This is a genomic window from Caulobacter sp. S45, from assembly GCF_009765965.1.
Taxonomy (GTDB): Bacteria; Pseudomonadota; Alphaproteobacteria; order Caulobacterales; family Caulobacteraceae; genus CAHJWH01.
Genome location: NZ_LMUL01000003.1, coordinates 102,289 through 119,636, shown reverse-complemented (window position 1 = coordinate 119,636; position 17,348 = coordinate 102,289). Strand labels below are relative to the sequence as shown.

Sequence of the window (17,348 nt, the reverse complement as noted above, 5' to 3'; positions counted from 1 at the left end):
TAGCCTAGCGCGCCTGGGCCATCGGACCCGGCGGGAGCAGGCCATGGCCGCCGGTCTTTGACGCCTCGCGCAGATAGGCCAGGTTGGCGTCGGCGACGTCGGGGGGCAGGTCCTCGCGCATCAGCCGCTCGGCCTCGGCAAGCCGGCCTTCCATGCCCAGCACCAGCGCCAGGTTCTGGCGCTCCTGGGCGGTGGCGGTGGGTTGGGCGGCGGCGCGACGCAGATAGGTCTCCGCCTCGGCGCGCTGACCGTGGCTGGCGTACCAGAGCCCGAGGTTCGAAAGCACCCCAGGATTATCCGGCGACAGGACCAACGCCTGCTCGTAGGCGGCGTGGGCCTCGTCCGGCTGCCGGTTCTGCTCGCGCGCGACCGCCATCAGCGAATAGACCCGCCAGTCCCTGGGCGCGGCGGCCTCGGCCTTGCGCAGCGGGTCCAGGGCGTAGAAGCCCTTGCCCGCGCCGATATGGTCGCGGGCCTTTTCCAGCAGGGCGTCGAGGTTGGCGGGGTAGAGCACCAACACCTTGTCGACCGACTCCCCCGCCTCCTGATAACGGCCGAGCGCGCGCAGGCTGGCGGCGAGCGAGACCCAGGCCTGGGCGTCGGTGAGGTCCTGGTTGGCCTCGTGGGCCCAGAACACCGATCGCGCCAAGGGGTCCATCCGTTCGGCGGCGGCGCGCTCCTGGGGTGAGGCCTTCTTGGGACCGTCGTCCGCCGGCGTCGTCGCCTTGCTCGCGGGCGCGGCGGCGGGGGGCGTGGAAGCCGCCGGTTTGGCGGCGAACGGCCACGCCGAGGCGGGAGCCGCGAGGGCGATCGAGCCCAGCAGGGCGGTGAGAGCGGTTGCGGTTCGCAAAGGCTTGCGACACATCTGGGTGATCCTGGTCGGTGTCCGACGAGCCGCAGTCTCGCTCGTCGGCGTCAACCAAGCGTTAAGCATGATCGCCGGACCGCCGGCGGGAGGTCCGCGTACGTGTCCCACGATGCATCCGAAGTCCTGATCGCCGCCGAAGTCGCGACAGCGCCGATCCCGATCCAGCTGGTCGCGTCCATTGATCTGGACGTCGCGCTGGGGGCGGCGGGATCGGCCGCCAAGGCCCTGGCGACGCGTGAAGGCTTCAAGGGCGAGGGCGGGTCCGTCCTGCTGCTGAGCGACGCCCAGGGCGGACTGGTGCGGGTGCTCGCCGGGATCGGCAGGGGCGACGCGCCGAACGTCCTGCGCGCCTTGCCGGCGAAGCTGCCGGCCGGCGACTACGTGCTGGAGGGGGCCGGAGCGTCGGAGGCGTCGGCGGCGGCCCTGGCCTGGGGTCTCGGCAGCTATGTCTTCGACCGTTACCAGGCCGCAAGGGGCAAGCCGCGCCCGCGCCTGGTGATCTCGCAATCCGCCGATATTCCAACTTTGCGCCGCATCGTCCATTCGACGGCGTTGGCGCGCGACATGATCAACACTCCGGCCAACGATCTAGGGCCGCTGCAGATCGAGACCATCGCCCGCGAGGTGGCCGAGGCCTACGGCGCCCGGATCAGCGTCACCACGGGCGACGACTTGCTGGAGGCCGGGTATCCGGCGATCCACGCCGTGGGCCGTGCGGCGGTCGCGGCCCGCGCGCCGCGTTTGATCGAGCTGGACTGGAGCGGACCTGGGGCGGATGAGACCGCGCCTCGCATCGCCCTGGTCGGCAAGGGCGTGGTGTTCGACACCGGCGGCCTGGACATCAAGCCCTCCTCCGGTATGCGGCTGATGAAGAAGGACATGGGCGGCGCCGCCCACGCCCTGGCGTTGGGCCGCATGGTGATGGACGCCGGCCTGCCGATACGGCTGACGGTGCTGCTGCCGGTGGTGGAGAACGCCATCTCCGGCGACGCCATGCGGCCGGGCGACGTGCTGGAGACCCGCGCCGGCCTGTCGGTGGAGGTCGGCAACACCGATGCGGAGGGCCGGCTGATCCTGGCCGACGCCCTGACCCGCGCCGGCGAGCTGGAGCCCGCGCTGACCATCGATCTCGCTACCCTGACCGGCGCCGCGCGCGTCGCGCTCGGGCCCGACGTGCCGCCCTTCTACACCGACGACGAGGCGCTGGCGGCCGATCTGGCGGACGCCGCGCGCGCTGTCGGCGACCCGCTCTGGCGCTTGCCGCTGTGGGCGGGTTACGAGGCGTCGCTGGACAGCGATGTGGCCGACCTGAAGAACGATCCCGACGCCTGGGCCCAGGCGGGCTCGATCACCGCCGCCCTGTTCCTGAAGCGCTTCGCTCCCGCGACCGGCGTCTGGCTGCACCTGGACATCTTCGGCTGGAACCCGCGCAAGCGGCCGGGCTTCGCGGTCGGCGGCGAGGCGCAGGCGATCCGCGCCCTGTTCCAGCTGCTGCAGACCCGCTACGGCGGCGCGGCGTGAGCGGCCTCGACCCCCGCCTGACCCTGGCCAACCACGGCGTGGCGGATATCGCCCTGGAGGGCCTCGTCGCGGCGCCTCGCTACGTCGCGCCCCGGGAATGGCAGGTCGCGGCGTCGGTGCTGGGCCTGCGCCGCACGCCGTCGCCCGAGGCCGAGCAGATGGACCAGCTGGTGTTCGGCGAGCGTTTCGACGTGCTGGAGACCCGCGACGGCTGGAGTTTCGGCCGGGCCCAGCGGGACGGCTATGTCGGCTGGGCGCCGCAGTCCGGTTTGAGTGAGACCCTCGGCGCGCCGACCCACTGGGTCTGCGCGCTCGGCGCCCACGCCTTCAGCGAACCGTCGATCAAGACCGCGCCGCGCCATCGCCTGTCGATCAACGCCCTGGTCGCGGTGGAGGCGGAAGAGGGGCGTTTCGCGCGCATCGCCGGTTCGGGCTGGATCGTGCGCGAGCACCTCAGCCCGCTGGGGACCTGGGCCGCCGACCCCGCCGGTGTCGCCGAGCGTTTCCTGGAAGTCCCCTACCTGTGGGGTGGGCGCGACGGGTTGGGGCTGGACTGTTCGGGTCTGGTGCAGCAGGCCTTCTACGCCTGCGGCCGTGTCGCGCCACGCGACACCGACATGCAGGCGGCAATGGGTCATCCGGCCGGGCAGGGCGATCTGGTGCGCAACGACCTGGTGTTCTGGCGCGGCCACGTCGCCATGATGCTCGACGCGCAGCGTCTCATCCACGCCAACGCCCACCACATGGCGGTCGCCGTGGAGCCCTTGGCCGAAGCCGTCTCGCGGATCGAGGCCGCGGGCGGCGGGTCGCCCACCGCCTTTCGTCGGATCGGAGCCTACGAGTCATGAGCGAGCCCACCGAAGCCGAGCTGCGCGCGGAGATCGTGCGGGTGACGCGGGCCATGGCCGAGCGCGGCCTGAATCGGGGGACGTCGGGCAATGTCTCCGTCCGGTTCGCGACCGGCATGCTGGTGACGCCGAGCGGGGTGGCGCCGGACAAGCTGACCGTGGACGGCGTCGTCTTCGTGGATATGGACGGAGCGGTCAGCGCCGACGCGTCCCGCCCGTCCAGCGAGTGGCGCATGCACATGGGGCTCTACGCCCGCCGACCGGACGTGAACGCGGTGGTCCACTGCCATTCCCGCCACGCCACCATCCTTGCCTGCGCCGGCAAGCCGATCCCGGCGATGCACTACATGGTCGCGGTGGGGGGCAAGAGCTTCGTGCCGCTGGCGCCCTATTCGACCTTCGGCACAGACGCCCTGGCTCGAAACGTGGCCGAGGCGCTCGAGGGCGGCTACGCCTGCCTGATGGCCAACCACGGCCAGATCGTCGCCGCCGCAAATCTCGACCGGGCCCTGGTCATCGCCGAGGAGGTGGAGGAACAGGCCGCCGTCTATTGGGGTACGCTGGCCATCGGCGGCCCCAAGCTGCTGGACGCCGACCAGATGGGCGAGGTGTTCGTCCAGTTCAAAGGCTACGGCCAAGCCATATGAGGCGCCCATGATCGCCCTGCGCAACGTCTGCAAGTCCTTCGACGGCGGGCGCACGCGGGCGGTCGACGATGTCAGCCTGGATGTGCCCAGGGGCGGTTTCCTCGCTATCGTCGGGGAGTCCGGCTCGGGCAAGAGCACGGTGGTCAAGACCATCAATCGGCTAGTGGAGCCCGATACGGGGACGGTCCAGATCGACGGCCGCCCCGCCGACGCCGATCCGGCCCATATCCTGCGCCGCCGTATCGGCTACGTGTTCCAGGGGGTGGGCCTGTTTCCGCACCTGAGCGTGGCGGAGAATATCGGCGTCACCCCGCGCTTGCTGGGTTGGGAGCCGGCGCGGATCGCCGGGCGGGTGGACGAACTGCTGGACCTGGTGCGCCTGCCGCGCGCCTATGCGAGCCGTCGACCGGACGCGCTCTCCGGAGGGCAGCGCCAGCGGGTCGGGATCGCGCGGGCGCTTGCGGCCGAGGCGACCATCGTGCTGCTGGACGAGGCGTTCGGCGCGCTCGACCCGATCATCCGCGCCGACCTGGGACAGGACTACCGCCGCCTGCACGAACAACTCGGCCTGACCACGGTGATGATCACCCACGACGTGTCCGAGGCGGTGCTGCTGGCGGATCGGATCGCGGTGATGAAGGACGGACGGTTGCTGGCGAACGGAACGCCGGGCGAGTTGGCCGCAGGGGACGTCGATCCCTACGTCCGCGAGCTGATGGACGCCCCGCGCCGGCTGGCGGAGCGGGTGGCCGAACGCCTGAGCTCTCGTGATCCGGGCGCCCGCGATCCGGCCGGCCTCGACCTGGTCCGGGGCGTATGAACGGTCAGATCGCCCAGGCCTGGGGGCTGCTGCCGGGCTATCTCGCCGGCCATGTGATCCTGAGCGCCTCAGCCCTGGTGCTGGGGCTGGCCGTGGGCCTGCCACTGGCCCTGCTGGCGGCGCGATCGCCTCGGGTGCGGTGGCCGGTCCTGGCCTTGGCCAGCCTGGTGCAGACGATCCCCAGCCTGGCCCTGCTGGCTCTGTTCTATCCGGTGCTGCTGGCGTTGTCGGCCTTGGCGCTGAAGCTGACCGGGCATGGCTTTCCCGCCCTGGGGTTCCTGCCGTCGCTGCTGGCGTTGGCGCTCTACGCCCTGCTGCCGATCCTGCGCAACGGGGTGACGGGGCTGACCGGGCTCGACCCGGCGGTGGTCGAGGCGGCCGACGGGGTGGGCATGACGCGCACCCAACGCCTGTTCCAGGTGGAGATTCCGCTGGCCGCGCCGGTGATGATGGCCGGGGTGCGGACGGCGGCGGTCTGGGTGATCGGCGGGGCCACCCTATCGACCGCCGTCGGATGGAGCAGCCTGGGCGACTACATCTTCTCCGGCCTGCAGACCGAGAACTGGGTGTTGGTGCTGTTTGGGTGCGCCGCCTCCGCCGCCCTGGCGCTGATCGTGGACCAGCTGTTGGCCCTGATCGAGACCGGGCTGGCGCGGCGGTCGCGCTGGCGGCTGATCGGCGGGGCGGCGGGACTGGTCGCGGGGGCGATCCTGGCGCTGGCCCCGCGTTTCGCACCGGCTGTAGGCGGCCCGGCCTATGTGATCGGCGCCAAGAACTTCTCCGAACAGTACATCCTGGCCGACCTGATCGAAGCTCGCCTGCACGATGCGGGGGCGCGGACCAGTCTGCGGTCGGACCTGGGCTCGGCGATCGCGTTCCGGGCTCTGGCGGCCAACGATCTCGACGTCTACGTGGACTATTCCGGCACGCTGTGGACCAACGTGCTGGGTCATTCCGACACGCCGCCGCGCGCCGAACTGCTGGCCCGGGTCGGGCGTGAGCTGAAAGCGCGGTACGGGGTGGAGGTGCTGGGCTCGCTCGGGTTCGAGAACGCCTACGCCCTGGCGATGCAGCGCGATCGGGCGGCGAGCCTTGGTGTTCGCACCCTGGCCGATCTGACGGGCAGGGCGGGGTCGCTCACCTTGGGGTCGGACCTGGAGTTCCTGTCGCGGCCGGAATGGCGGGCGATCCAGCGGGCCTATGGCCTGGACTTCAAGGCCGAGCGCCGGTTCCAGCCGACCTTCATGTACGGCGCGCTGAAGGATGGGGAGGCCGACGTGATCTCGGCCTTCTCGTCGGACGGCCGCATCGTCGCCGACCACCTGATCACCCTGACCGATCCCAAGGGCGCTGCGCCTGCCTACGACGCGGTGATCCTGATCTCGCCGCGACGCGTAGGGGATGAGAGGCTGAAGGCGGCGCTCAGGCCGTTGATCGGCGCCATCCCGGTGGATCGGATGCGCGCGGCCAACCTGTCGGTGGACCGCGACCGGGACAAGCGCACCCCCGCCGAGGCGGCGGCGGTGCTGGGGGCCGAGATCGGGGGGCGGTAGTCGCCTACGCCGCCAGCTGGCGCGTCAGCGACTCGGCCTCGGCCTGGAAGATCACCTGGAGGTTCTCGTTGGTCAGCCGGCCGTTGAAGGCGGTGCGCTGCTTGGCCTGTTGCAGGCGCACGATGGCGCGGCGCTGGCTATCGCTCAGCGAGGCCAGGGCTTCGTGGTGTTCGGCTTCGATCTGTTCGGGAGTGACGGTCATCGGTGACGCCCCTGGAGTGGCTTGGTCCTGACGGGTTGAATGTACGACTCGTGCCGGACCCTGTCGGACACTCTCTTCCATATCGATGATGGATAGGTAAACGTGGCGATGAACCGCAATAGATGTGGCATTCTGGCCCGTTTCGGGCCGAGAATCCTGCCCCGATCCAGGTCGACGGCGTGGTTTGCATTGCAACGCCAAGACGACGTCTAGATGACGCCCCCGAAACACCACGCCAGGACGGCCTTCTGGGCGTGGATGCGGTTTTCCGCCTCGTCCAGCACACGCGACTGCGGTCCGTCGAGCACGCCGTCGGTGACTTCCTCCCCACGATGGGCGGGCAGGCAGTGCAGGAAGATGGCGTCGCGGTGAGCCAGCCGCATCAGCGCCTCGTTCACCTGGAACGGTTCGAAGGCCTGGATGCGTTCGTCGTGGTCGACGTCGCCCATGGACACCCAGGTATCGGTGAGCACGCAGTCCGCGCCCTCCACCGCTGCGCGCGCGTCGTGGGTGATCTCCACTCGCGCGCCTTCGCCGGCCCGCGACAGGTCCATCAGGTCCGGGTGGTAGTCGACCGGGCAGGCGATCTTCAGCGTGAAGTCGAGCTTGGCCGCCACATGGACCAGGCTGGCGCAGACATTGTTGCCATCCCCGACCCAGGCCAGCGTGGCGCCGGCGATGGGCGCACGGCGATGCGCCTCGATGGTCATGATGTCGGCCAGGATCTGGCAGGGATGGCTGCGGTCGGTCAGGCCGTTGATCACCGGCACGCTGGCCGCCTGGGCGAACAGCTCTACGTCGTCATGGCGCTTGGCGCGGATCATCACCGCGTCGACCATGCGCGACAGCACCCGCGCGGTGTCCTCCACGGGCTCGCCGCGTCCGAGTTGCATGTCGCCCGCAGAGGCGATGATGGACTGGCCGCCGAGCTGGCGCATGGCCGCATCGAACGAGAAGCGGGTGCGGGTCGAGTTCTTCTCGAAGATCATCGCCAGGGTGCGGCCGGCGGCGGGCGCGTCCGGATCGGAGCGGCCCTGGGACCAGCCCGCGCGCGCGGCCTTGCGGCGCGCGGCCTCGTCCAGCAGAGCGCGGATGGTGGCGGCGTCCAGACGCCACAGGTCGATGAAATGGCGCAACTTGGCGGTCATGCGAGGCGACGCGCCGCCTTTAGGCGGACGCGTCCTCGGCCTTGATCGAGGCGCGGGCGACTTCACAGGCGGCTTCGAACATCACGAGCGCCTCGCGCGCCTCCTCCTGGGTGATCACCAGGGGTGGCAGCAGGCGCACGCAGTTGTCGCCGCCGCCGGCGACCAGCAGCTTCTGGTCGCGGGCGAGCTGCATGAAGGCACGGTTGTTGGTGGCGAGCTTGACCCCGATCAGCAGGCCGCGTCCGCGCACGTCGAGCACCACGTCGGGGAAGCGCGATTTCAGCCCCTCCAACTGCTGGACGAAATAGCCGGCCACGTCGTTCACGTGCTCCAGCAGTTCCGGCTTGCTCAGTTCCTCCAGGGCCACGGACGCCACCGCCATGGCCAAGGGGTTGCCGCCGTAGGTGGAGCCGTGCACGCCCGCGGTCATGCCCTTGGCCGCCTCGGCGGTGGCCAGGCAGGCGCCGACGGGGAAGCCGCCGCCCAGCGCCTTGGCCAGGGTCATGATGTCGGGGGCGGCCCCCGACCATTCGTAGGCGAACAGCTTGCCGGTGCGTCCCAGCCCACACTGCACCTCGTCGTAGATCAGCAGGACGCCGTGCTCGTCGCACAGGGCCCGCATGTCGCGCAGGTCGGCGTCGGGGACTGCGCGCGCGCCGCCTTCGCCCTGGACCGGCTCGATGATCACCGCCGCCGTGGTCGGGCTGGCGATGGCGGCCTTCAAGGCGTCGTGGTCGCCGAACTTGAGCTGGACGTAGCCGGGCAGGGTGGGGCCAAAGCCCTCCACATAGGACGGATTGCCCGCCGCGTTGATCGCCGCATAGGACCGGCCGTGGAAGGAGCCGTCGAAGCCGATGATGTCGATCCGCTCGGGATGGCCGTTGGCGGTGTGATATTTACGCGCAGTCTTCAGCGCGCACTCGATCGCTTCGGTACCCGAATTGGTAAAGAACACCACGTCGGCGAAGCTGACGTCGGTCAGCGCCTTGGCCAGGGCCTCCTGGCCCGGGATGCGGAAGATGTTGGAGGTGTGCCAGAGCTTTTCGGCCTGGGATTTCACCGCCTCGACCAGCTTGGGGTGGGCGTGGCCGAGTGCGTTCACCGCGATCCCGGCCATGCAGTCGAGATAGGCTTCCCCTTGCGCCGTATACAGTCGCACGCCCTCGCCTCGGTCGAACGCCAGCTGGGCGCGGCTGTAGACGCCCATCAGGTGGTCGGCGGGAACCGTGGCCGTTGCGGCGTGTGGCGACGGGGAAGCCATTCGGCGTCTCCCAAAAAGCGAAAGGTCCCCGGATGGAATCCGAGGACGGAAGGCGGCGACGTTTCGACCGCCTGGACTCGAAAGTCAACTTCGGGGTGGCCCTATCGCGTGGAAGCCGAACATCCATGGACAATGAAAGGTTAACGAGGCTTCCGGCAGGGCCATTACATCGTTGGTTAATCTTTTTTGGGCTCATGTTGTCCACATTGCGGTTGGAGCATGTGATGTTCAAAGTGGTCGGCTGTATTGCGACCGCACATGACCTGCGACTGGTCGTGCTCGCGGGCTTGATATGCTTCGGGGTCAGCGTCCTGGCCTGTAGCTTGTTGGACAAGGCGGTTCGGGGGGAGCGGGAAGCCGGTTTGCTCTGGCTCGGCGCCTCCGCGATCGCTGCGGGCTCGGGGTTCTGGGCGACCCATTTCATCGCCATGCTCAGCTTCAGGCCCGGCATGCCGGCCGCCTATGACCCGGTCACGGTGCTGGCCGGCTGGATCGTGGCTGTCGTCGGCACCGGTCTGGCCTTCTTCATGCTCAGCCGATCCAAGACCTGGCGGGGCCGGTTCGCGACCGGATGCGGCCTCGGGCTGGCCGGCGTGGCGATGCACTACGTCGCCATGGGGGCGTACCGCACCACCGGCGTGTTCCACATCGACTACGGCTACGTCACGGCCTCCGTCGTCGCCGCCTCGCTGATCGCCGGCCTGGGGTCGGTGTTCGTAAGGCGGCTGCATACCTGGGGCGACCGCATGCTCAGCGGCGGCGTCCTCACCCTGTCCATCTGTTCGGTGCATTTCGTCGGCGTGACCGCGCTGACGATCACGCCCGACCCGCGTGTGACCCTCGGCGCCGGCCTGATGCCGCCGCTGTATTTGGCGATCAGCGTGGCGGCGACTCTGCTGCTGGCGATCAGCATGACCGTACTGGCGATCATGATCAACGCCCGCACCAGCGCCGGCGCACTGTCGCGTCTGCGCGAGCTGATCGAGGCCATGCCGGCGTCGCTCGCCTATCATGACGCCGCCGACGCGGCCGTGATCTGGAACCGGCGCTACGAAGAGGGAACCGGTCTCAACGGCGTGCAGCTCGCCGAAGGCCTGCCCTACCGCACATCGCTCGAGGCGAGCGTCGCCGCTGGCCTCTATCCCGAGGCGCTCGGACGCGAGGCCGAGTGGATCGAAGAGCATATGGCCGAACGCGCCGGCGGCTTCGAGAACCGGACGATGGAGCAGAATCGCGCCGGCAAGTGGCTACGAATCCAGGAGAAGCGGACGGTCGACGGCGGCCTGATCTCGGTCGCCACCGACGTGACCGATCTGAAGGCGGCTCTCGCCCGCGCCGAAGCAGCGGATCGGGTCAAGACGGAGTTCCTGTCCAATCTCAGCCACGAACTGCGCACGCCGCTGAACGGGGTCGTGGGTCTGGGCGACGTGCTGGCCCGCACCGAGCTGAACGACCAGCAGCGCCTGATGGTGGACGCGATGCTCGCCTCCGCCCAGAACCTGACCGAACAGATCTCCTCGATCCTGGACTTCTCGGAAATGCAGTCGGGCGAGGTGACGCTGGTCCACGAGGCGTTCGACCCCGCGAAAGTGGTGCGCGAGGCGGCCTTGGCGTTCACTCCGGGCGCGCACGCCAAGGGCATTGCGCTGGAAGTCGATATCCGCAGCCGCCCCAACCTTCGCGCCATGGGCGACGCCGCGCGTATGCGGCAAGTGCTGACCAACCTGCTCAGCAACGCGGTCAAGTTCACCGAGACCGGCGGGGTGCTGGTCCTGTTCGAGGCCGAGGAGACCGATCAGACCCGCCGCCTGCGCTTCGAGGTCGTCGACACGGGCGTGGGCTTCGACGCGGCGCGGGCGGATCGCCTGTTCGACGGCTTCGAGCAGGCCGACGGCTCGATGACCCGCAAGTTCGGCGGAGCTGGACTGGGCCTGGCCCTGTCGCGCCGGATCGTCGAGCGTCTGGGCGGCGAACTGACCGCCAGCTCGCATCCGGGCCGAGGCTCGACCTTCGCCTTCAACGTCACCCTGTCCCAAGCGCCCGACGGGATCGACGCCACCGGCGAAACGAGCGAGTGGGCCGAGCCCCTTTACGCCACCGCAGATGCGGACGAGGCGGACCATCCGCTGCGGGTCTTGCTGGCCGACGACCATCCTACCAACCGCCAGGTGGTCGAGTTGATCCTCGGCGCCACGGAATCGGCGCTGACATCGGTGGAGAACGGGGCCGAGGCGCTGCAGGCCTTCCAGCATGGCCGCTACGACCTGGTGCTGATGGACCTGCAGATGCCGGTGATGGACGGTCTGACCGCCATGCGGGCGATCCGCGAGTTCGAGAGCGCCAGCCACCTGCCGCGCACGCCGATGATCGCGCTCACCGCCAACGTGCTGGCCGAACATGTGGCCGCTTCGCTCGCCGCCGGGGCCGACCGCCATGTCGGCAAGCCGATCACCGCCGCCCGCCTGCTGGAAGAGATCGGCCGCGCGTTCGACCTGCAGACTGCGGCCAATGACGTCTCCAACGCCGCCTGAGGTGGAAGCCGAGGCGGCGGAGTTCGCCGTCGATCCCGCGTTCCTGACCGGCTCCAGGCCGCTTGCCTCGCTCGGGCTGTGCGACGCGCGGCTGCAGGACGACGGGCGCTGGCCGTGGATCGTGCTGATCCCCCGGCGTGCGGGTCATACGGAGATCGAGCAACTCGGCCGGGACGAACGCAGCCTGCTGATGGACGAGATCGTCCTGGCGGGCGCGGCGGTGCGGGCGATGGGCGAGGCGCTCGGCCGCCCGATCGACAAGCTGAACGTCGGGGCGCTGGGCAATGTGACGGCCCAGCTCCACATCCATATCGTGGGTCGCCGCCGGGACGACGTCGCCTGGCCCGGCCCGGTCTGGGGTGTCGGCGTAGCTCGGGCCTATGAGGTGGAAGCGCGGGAAGCGGCGCAGGCCGCCGCCTTGGGCGTATTCACCGGCTGAAGTCCTCCTCCCCCGCTTCGCAGGGGAGAAGAATTTCCTAGCGCGGCGCCCGCTTGGCCAGAATCCGTTGCAGGGTCCGGCGGTGCATGTTCAGCCGCCGTGCGGTCTCGGAGATGTTGTGGCCGCACAGCTCGTAGACGCGCTGGATATGCTCCCAGCGCACCCGGTCGGCGGACATCGGGTTCTCGGGCGGGGCGGGCGATCCGCCTTCGCGGGCCGCCAGCAGGGCGCGGGCCACATCGTCGGCGTCTGCGGGCTTGGGCAGGTAGTCGACCGCCCCCGCCTTAACCGCGGCGACCGCGGTGGCGATGTTGCCGTAGCCGGTGAGCATGACCACTCGCGCGTCAGGGCGCACCGCCTGGATGGTCTCGACCACCTGTAGGCCGTTGCCGTCCTCCAGCCGCATGTCGAGCACAGCGAAGGCGGGGGGCTTTTCCTTCACGGCCTGGACCGCCTCGGCGACGCTGCCCACCAGCACCACCTCGAAGCCCCGCTGTTCCAGGGCGCGTCCCAGCCGTGTACGCAGCGGCGCGTCGTCGTCCAGCACCAGAACCGATTTCTCGGCTAGGGCTGCAATAGCAGCGGAGATGTCGGTCATTCTGGGCTCCAAAGCTCAGCGTGCGGCCGTAACACGCGTCTCGCCATAATGTCGCAGTCCCGACGCCCTCAACACAAGAGTTTTAAACAGGTTCCTGCACGGCGATGCGTTCGCGTGTCCAACGGGCCGTTATGCAGGCGCCGCCGCGCTTGGCGTTGCGGAACTCGACCAGGGCGCCGGTGCGCTCCAGAAGCGTCTTGGCGATGAAGAAACCGAGACCCATCCCCAGGTGCGACGAGCGCGAATTCTCCCCCTGGCTGCGGGTGGTTATGTAGGGCTGGCCAAGCTTGCCGATGACGTCGGCCGAGAAGCCGGGACCGTCGTCGCGCACTTCGATGATCAGCTGGGCGTCGTCGTAATAGGCCGTGAGGTCCACCGCCGATTCGGCGAAGTCCACCGCGTTCTCCACGAAGGCCGACAGGCCGTGCAGCACTTCCGGCATGCGTTGGACCTCCAGGATCGCCGCGCCGGGCGCGCAAGAGACCTCGCAGTCGATGACCACGACACCGTCGCGATGCGGGTCGGCCACTTCGTCCAGCAGCTGCGACAGGCTCATGCGGGCGTGATGGGCGTCGGCGGTGTCGGGCTCCTGGGACAGCTTGCGCAGGATGGCGCGGCATCGCTCCGCCTGCTCGATCAGCAGTTGGACGTCGTCGAACAGGGGGCCGGGCTCCAGGCTGCGGATCATCTCCTTGGTCACCACCTGGATGGTCGCCAGGGGCGTGCCCAGCTCGTGGGCCGCCGCCGCCGCCAGGCCGCCCAGCGCCGACAGCCGCTGCTCGCGCGCCAGCACCGCCTGGGTGGCGGCCAGGGCCAGCTCCATGCGCGAAGCCTCCGCCGACGCCTGCCACGCGTAGGCCGCGGTGAAGACGATGCCGACCGCCAGCGCGATCCCCACGCCGGCCACGTACAGCGGCGGGGGCGAGAAGGGGATGCCGGACGGCCAGGGCAGGGGCGCCGACCAGAAGCCGAGCACGGCCGTGGCGGCCAGGGCCAGGACGCCCAGCATGGCCGCGTGGCGGGTTGGCAGGGTGGCCGCGCCCACTGTCACCGGCGCGATCAGCAACAGAGCGAAGGGGTTCTTCAGCCCGCCGGTCAGTCCAAGCAGGACGGCCAGCTCGATCAGGTCGAAGGCCAGCTGCAGCACCGCCTCGCGGTTCCCGGCCAGCCGCACGCCGGGCCAGGTCAGGGTAGCCGAGAGGTTCAGCCACCCCGCCGCCGCGATCACCAGCAGGCACAGGCCCACCGGCGCGGTCAGGTGCATGAGCACCACCCAGACCACCGCGCAGGTCTGGCCGGAAATGGCCACCCAGCGCAGCAGCACCAGGGTCCGCAGCCTCAGGCCCCGGCGCGCCTGGGCCCAATCCCACAGCCGGCCCTCGCCGGCGTCGGCGACCTCGGGCTGGTTCCAGCCGGCTTGCCAGCCCCGGGTGCGGGGCTTATCGAACCGGGGAGTTGGCGGCGCTGTCTGGGGGGATGAGGCCATGCACGGACGATGGTTCGAGATTTGAAAGAGACTTCCGGGCGTGACACCCGTGGACAGGGTGCGTCAGGCAAGCCGGGAACGAAAGGCGTTTCGTCGCCCAGGCGTTCCCGAACGCCCAACCCGATGCGTCTGGCGGTGTTGGCCTTGGGGGCGGTGATCGTCGCCGGCCTCGGCGTGGCGGTGCTGCGCGCGCCCCATCCGGGCTCTTCCGCCGCGCCATCCGGGGATGCGAGCGCGTCCATCGGCGGACCCTTCGCCCTGGTCGACCAGGGCGGTCGCGCCGTCGACCAGCGGGTGCTGGCCGGCAAGTGGAGCGCGGTCTTCTTCGGCTACACCAACTGCCCCGACACCTGCCCGGCCACCCTGCTGGCGCTCAACGTCGCGGCCGCCAAGCTGGGCCCGGCGCGCAAGGACTTCCAGGTGGTGTTCGTCAGCATCGACCCCGCCCGCGACACGCCCGCGCAGATGAAGCTCTACGTCGCCAACCAGGGCTATCCGCCGGGCGGCCTGATCGGCCTGACCGGTTCGCCGGCCCAGGTGGCCGCGATCGCCAACGGCTACCACGTCTTCTACGCCAAGGCCGGGACCGGGGCCGATTATGGGATGCAGCATAGCGCGGGGGTCTATCTGATGGACCCGAAGGGCCGGTTCTCGCGTCCGCTGGACGAGGCCGCGCCGCCAACCCAACTGACGCAACAGATCGCCGCAGCCATGCACGGCTGACGGGGCGCTGAAACCCTAACCGGGGGCGTCGGCGTTGTGATACTGCACTGCAGCAGTGGCGTTTGAGACCACGCAAGAGCTTCGTTCCGGAATCTTAAGCGGCGACGCTTAGTCTTCCGAGACAGCCGGAGGATCATCACCCATGCTCTATGCTTGGAGCGAAATGGCCTACAACGCCGTCACCCCGGCGCGGTGGGCCGCGCGGATGACGCGGGACTTCTGGCACAATCCGCTCAACCCCGCCGCCGACACTCCGTTCGGGCGCAACATCTATGCGGCGGCGGACCTGTTCAACAACCTGACCCGGCGCTACGGCAAGCCGGACTGGCGCATCGACAGCGTCGAGATCGACGGCACGCCCGTTCGGGTGCGCCAGGCGGTGGACTGGTCCTCGCCCTGGTGCAAGCTGGTGCATTTCGCCCGCTACCGCACCGACCTGCGCCGCGCGGGGCGCCATACGATGGAGCCGGCGGTGCTGATCGTGGCCCCGATGTCGGGCCACTACGCCACCCTGCTGCGCGGTACGATCGAGACCTTCCTGCAGGACCACGACGTCTACGTCACCGACTGGGTGAACGCGCGCGAGGTGCCGGTCGCGGAAGGCCGTTTCGATTTCTACGACTATATCGACCATATCCGCGAGATGGTGCGCGCGCTCGGCCCGAGCACCCATCTGGTCGCGGTCTGCCAGCCGGGACCGTGCGTGCTCGCCGCCGCCGCCCTGATGGCCGAGGACAAGGAGGAGTCACGTCCGGCCTCCATGACCTTCATGGGTTCGCCGATCGATGCGCGTCTGGCGCCCACCGTGCCCACCAAGCTGGCCGAGGAGCGGCCCTTCGCCTGGTTCAAGTCCAACCTGATCTACACCGTGCCGCCGCCCTATCCAGGCGCGATGCGGCGGGTCTATCCCGGCATGGTCCAGCTGATGGGCTTCATGAGCATGAACGCCGAGCGCCACAAGCAGGCGCACCAGCAGTATTTCGAGGACCTGGTCAGCGGCGACGGCGACGCGGCCGACACGCACCTGGAATTCTACGACGAATACCTGTCGGTGATGGATCTGACGGAGGAGTTCTACCTCCAGACCATCGACGTGGTGTTCCAGAGCCACCTGCTGCCACGCGGCGAGCTGGTCCATCATGACGGCCGCAAGGTGAAGCTGGACGCCATCACCGACATCGGCCTGATGACGGTGGAGGGCGAGAACGACGATATCTCGGGCGTCGGCCAGACCCAGGCGGCGCATGGTCTCTGCTCGGGCCTGCCGGACAAGCACAAGGAGCTGTATGTCCAGCCGCACGTCGGCCACTACGGCGTGTTCAACGGCCGCCGCTTCCGCGACGAAATCTATCCGCGGGTGCGTGAATTCATCCTGCGTCACGACGCAAGGTAAAGCGGTGTAGGGCGGGGCGACTTCAGCAAGTCGCCCCGATCAGTCTCAGGCGGGGAGAACGCCCTTTTCCACCAGCAAGGGCTTCAGTTCGCCGGACTGGAACATCTCGCGCACGATGTCCGAGCCGCCGACGAATTCGCCCTTCACATAGAGCTGCGGGATGGTCGGCCAGTCGCTGTAACTCTTTACGCCCTGGCGCAGGCTCTCGTCCTGCAGCACGTCCACGCCCACGAACTCGGCGCCGAGGTGGTCGAGCACCTGGACCACCAGCGAGGAGAAGCCGCACTTGGGCTGGTCCGGCACGCCCTTCATGAACAGGACGATAGGATGTTCCTGCACCGTCTTGGTGATGAAGGCGTGGACGGGATCGGCGGCGGCGAGGGTGTCGGTCATGGAGACCTCGGAAGAAACAACGGTGATCCCGCACCTAGGCGCGCGGACGCTCCAGATCAAGCGTCTGGGACACTGAGGGCGGCGAAGCGTGCAAGTTCGATCTGCGCTGCAACGCCTGCGGGCAGCTCGCGCTCCACGGTCTGGGCGAGCTGTTCGACCAGGACGGCGGACGTCGTCTCCACCTGCACGGTCGCCAGGGCGGGCTCGGTGAGGGCGAAGGCCAGGCCGATCTGGTCGGCGGTCCAGTTCCGTGTGGTCTGCAGGAAGCTGTAGGCCTGCTGCTCCTGCGCGTTCGGCTTGTGGAACAGGCGGCCCAGACCCCTGGGACCCTGGCCCCTGGCCGCGCGCACGAGGTCCACGTGGAAATCGCGCCCGACGATGGTCATACCGCGCGTGGTGGCGGCCTTGATGCGGTTGCGCTCCGGCCAGCCCGAGCGGAAGCTGTAGGGAATGCTGAGGACGTCGAGCTGGGCCAGGCCGACGCCCCTGTCCGCGCTCTCGCCGTCTCCGGCCAGACCCGCCATGCGGATCAGGCGGGCGGTCTTGAGGTCCTCCACCTGGGCCAGCTGGGCCGGCCCCAACGCACAGGCCTCGTCCAACATCAGCACATCGAAATACTGGGCGTCCGACGCATGCAGCGCCGCGCGCACGGTGGCGGCGAGATCGTTCCCGGCGTCGACCCCGCAGGCCCGCAGCATCAGCACCAGCACCCGTCGGCCCACCGAGGCGATGGCTTGGCGCAGGGCGCCGGCGGCGGCTTCGTCCCCGTCGGCCACCTCGAAACTATTGATCCCGTGTTCGAGCGCGCCGCAGATCAGCTTGAAGGCTTCGCGCTCGCGCAGGCTTCCGGCCGGGATCGCCAGGGTCAACGCGGATGTGGACAAGCCCGAGTGGTTGAAGGGACGATAACGCACGGC

17 protein-coding genes are annotated in these 17,348 nt (G+C 69.4%); 9 read left to right on the top strand and 8 right to left on the bottom strand.

From position 1 onward, the window contains the following. Positions 1-4: 4 nt before the first annotated feature. Positions 5-865: a tetratricopeptide repeat protein gene (locus GSQ87_RS02040; RefSeq protein WP_158912901.1), complete on the bottom strand. Its 861-nt coding sequence runs from the start codon at positions 863-865 to the stop codon at positions 5-7. 102 nt (positions 866-967) lie between these two features. On the opposite strand from GSQ87_RS02040, the gene GSQ87_RS02035 reads away from it, so the two are divergent. From GSQ87_RS02035 to GSQ87_RS02015, 5 genes are read left to right on the top strand one after another with little or no spacing between them, the layout of a single operon-like run. After that, positions 968-2,389, top strand: coding sequence for a M17 family metallopeptidase (locus GSQ87_RS02035; protein WP_371416631.1), 1,422 nt, complete (start codon positions 968-970; stop codon positions 2,387-2,389). Then, entirely contained in the window at positions 2,386-3,237 is an 852-nt protein-coding gene (locus GSQ87_RS02030; RefSeq protein ID WP_158912900.1) for a C40 family peptidase, read from the top strand. The genes GSQ87_RS02035 and GSQ87_RS02030 overlap by 4 nt, the downstream gene beginning before the upstream one ends. Continuing rightward, the gene (locus GSQ87_RS02025) at positions 3,234-3,884 is read left to right on the top strand and encodes a class II aldolase/adducin family protein (RefSeq protein ID WP_158912899.1); all 651 of its coding nucleotides are present in this window, start codon (positions 3,234-3,236) and stop codon (positions 3,882-3,884) included. The genes GSQ87_RS02030 and GSQ87_RS02025 overlap by 4 nt, the downstream gene beginning before the upstream one ends. A 7-nt stretch (positions 3,885-3,891) precedes the next feature. After that, positions 3,892-4,704: an ABC transporter ATP-binding protein gene (locus GSQ87_RS02020; protein ID WP_158912898.1), complete on the top strand. Its 813-nt coding sequence runs from the start codon at positions 3,892-3,894 to the stop codon at positions 4,702-4,704. Further along, positions 4,701-6,257, top strand: coding sequence for an ABC transporter permease/substrate-binding protein (locus GSQ87_RS02015; protein WP_158912897.1), 1,557 nt, complete (start codon positions 4,701-4,703; stop codon positions 6,255-6,257). The genes GSQ87_RS02020 and GSQ87_RS02015 overlap by 4 nt, the downstream gene beginning before the upstream one ends. A 4-nt stretch (positions 6,258-6,261) precedes the next feature. Here GSQ87_RS02015 and GSQ87_RS02010 read toward each other — a convergent pair whose 3' ends face one another. The 3 genes from GSQ87_RS02010 to GSQ87_RS02000 all read right to left on the bottom strand — a co-directional run bounded on the left by GSQ87_RS02010 (position 6,262) and on the right by GSQ87_RS02000 (position 8,868). Next, the gene (locus GSQ87_RS02010; protein ID WP_158912896.1) at positions 6,262-6,459 is read right to left on the bottom strand and encodes a hypothetical protein; all 198 of its coding nucleotides are present in this window, start codon (positions 6,457-6,459) and stop codon (positions 6,262-6,264) included. A 209-nt stretch (positions 6,460-6,668) separates the two neighbouring features. Continuing rightward, a complete protein-coding gene (argF, locus tag GSQ87_RS02005) occupies positions 6,669-7,607 on the bottom strand; it encodes an ornithine carbamoyltransferase (RefSeq protein WP_158912895.1) in 939 nt (312 codons plus the stop codon). Between the two features lie 19 nt (positions 7,608-7,626). Beyond that, positions 7,627-8,868 (bottom strand): aspartate aminotransferase family protein, encoded by a 1,242-nt coding sequence (locus tag GSQ87_RS02000; protein WP_254062700.1) that lies wholly within the window; start codon positions 8,866-8,868, stop codon positions 7,627-7,629. 224 nt (positions 8,869-9,092) lie between these two features. Here GSQ87_RS02000 and GSQ87_RS01995 point away from each other — a divergent pair, with 224 nt between their 5' ends. Both GSQ87_RS01995 and GSQ87_RS01990 read left to right on the top strand, forming a co-directional pair. Continuing rightward, complete coding sequence (locus GSQ87_RS01995) at positions 9,093-11,399, top strand: ATP-binding protein (RefSeq protein ID WP_158912894.1); 2,307 nt, start codon at positions 9,093-9,095, stop codon at positions 11,397-11,399. After that, positions 11,377-11,838, top strand: a complete 462-nt coding sequence (locus GSQ87_RS01990; RefSeq protein ID WP_158912893.1) for an HIT domain-containing protein — start codon at positions 11,377-11,379, stop codon at positions 11,836-11,838. The genes GSQ87_RS01995 and GSQ87_RS01990 overlap by 23 nt, the downstream gene beginning before the upstream one ends. Before the next feature lie 37 nt (positions 11,839-11,875). Here the strand turns inward: GSQ87_RS01990 and GSQ87_RS01985 are convergent, their stop codons facing one another. Together GSQ87_RS01985 and GSQ87_RS01980 are read right to left on the bottom strand one after the other, a co-directional pair. Next, positions 11,876-12,436 carry an ActR/PrrA/RegA family redox response regulator transcription factor gene (locus GSQ87_RS01985; protein ID WP_158912892.1) on the bottom strand — a complete coding sequence of 187 codons (561 nt, stop codon included), beginning with the start codon at positions 12,434-12,436 and terminating at the stop codon, positions 11,876-11,878. Between the two features lie 82 nt (positions 12,437-12,518). After that, positions 12,519-13,922: an ActS/PrrB/RegB family redox-sensitive histidine kinase gene (locus GSQ87_RS01980; protein ID WP_158912891.1), complete on the bottom strand. Its 1,404-nt coding sequence runs from the start codon at positions 13,920-13,922 to the stop codon at positions 12,519-12,521. Positions 13,923-14,045: 123 nt separating this feature from the next. Between GSQ87_RS01980 and GSQ87_RS01975 the strand changes: the two genes are divergently transcribed. Together GSQ87_RS01975 and GSQ87_RS01970 are read left to right on the top strand one after the other, a co-directional pair. Beyond that, entirely contained in the window at positions 14,046-14,645 is a 600-nt protein-coding gene (locus tag GSQ87_RS01975) for an SCO family protein (RefSeq protein ID WP_158912890.1), read from the top strand. 142 nt (positions 14,646-14,787) lie between these two features. Next, positions 14,788-16,038, top strand: coding sequence for a polyhydroxyalkanoate depolymerase (locus GSQ87_RS01970; protein WP_158912889.1), 1,251 nt, complete (start codon positions 14,788-14,790; stop codon positions 16,036-16,038). 45 nt (positions 16,039-16,083) lie between these two features. On the opposite strand, the gene grxD is transcribed toward GSQ87_RS01970, so the two are convergent. Together grxD and GSQ87_RS01960 are read right to left on the bottom strand one after the other, a co-directional pair. After that, positions 16,084-16,431, bottom strand: coding sequence for a Grx4 family monothiol glutaredoxin (gene grxD / locus GSQ87_RS01965; RefSeq protein WP_158912888.1), 348 nt, complete (start codon positions 16,429-16,431; stop codon positions 16,084-16,086). Positions 16,432-16,487: 56 nt separating this feature from the next. Then, positions 16,488-17,345 (bottom strand): hypothetical protein, encoded by an 858-nt coding sequence (locus GSQ87_RS01960; protein ID WP_158912887.1) that lies wholly within the window; start codon positions 17,343-17,345, stop codon positions 16,488-16,490. Positions 17,346-17,348: the final 3 nt, after the last annotated feature.

Excerpts from the sequence above, each read along its gene's own strand:
- GSQ87_RS01995 (WP_158912894.1), top strand. The coding sequence starts at position 9,093 with ATGTTCAAAGTGGTCGGCTGTATTGCGACCGCACATGACCTGCGACTG.
- GSQ87_RS02025 (WP_158912899.1), top strand. The coding sequence starts at position 3,234 with ATGAGCGAGCCCACCGAAGCCGAGCTGCGCGCGGAGATCGTGCGGGTG.
- grxD (WP_158912888.1), bottom strand. The coding sequence starts at position 16,431 with ATGACCGACACCCTCGCCGCCGCCGATCCCGTCCACGCCTTCATCACC.
- GSQ87_RS01970 (WP_158912889.1), top strand. The coding sequence starts at position 14,788 with ATGCTCTATGCTTGGAGCGAAATGGCCTACAACGCCGTCACCCCGGCG.
- GSQ87_RS01990 (WP_158912893.1), top strand. The coding sequence starts at position 11,377 with ATGACGTCTCCAACGCCGCCTGAGGTGGAAGCCGAGGCGGCGGAGTTC.
- GSQ87_RS01975 (WP_158912890.1), top strand. The coding sequence starts at position 14,046 with ATGCGTCTGGCGGTGTTGGCCTTGGGGGCGGTGATCGTCGCCGGCCTC.
- GSQ87_RS01985 (WP_158912892.1), bottom strand. The coding sequence starts at position 12,436 with ATGACCGACATCTCCGCTGCTATTGCAGCCCTAGCCGAGAAATCGGTT.
- GSQ87_RS02040 (WP_158912901.1), bottom strand. The coding sequence starts at position 865 with ATGTGTCGCAAGCCTTTGCGAACCGCAACCGCTCTCACCGCCCTGCTG.
- GSQ87_RS02020 (WP_158912898.1), top strand. The coding sequence starts at position 3,892 with ATGATCGCCCTGCGCAACGTCTGCAAGTCCTTCGACGGCGGGCGCACG.
- argF (WP_158912895.1), bottom strand. The coding sequence starts at position 7,607 with ATGACCGCCAAGTTGCGCCATTTCATCGACCTGTGGCGTCTGGACGCC.
- GSQ87_RS02010 (WP_158912896.1), bottom strand. The coding sequence starts at position 6,459 with ATGACCGTCACTCCCGAACAGATCGAAGCCGAACACCACGAAGCCCTG.
- GSQ87_RS01980 (WP_158912891.1), bottom strand. The coding sequence starts at position 13,922 with ATGGCCTCATCCCCCCAGACAGCGCCGCCAACTCCCCGGTTCGATAAG.
- GSQ87_RS02015 (WP_158912897.1), top strand. The coding sequence starts at position 4,701 with ATGAACGGTCAGATCGCCCAGGCCTGGGGGCTGCTGCCGGGCTATCTC.
- GSQ87_RS02000 (WP_254062700.1), bottom strand. The coding sequence starts at position 8,868 with ATGGCTTCCCCGTCGCCACACGCCGCAACGGCCACGGTTCCCGCCGAC.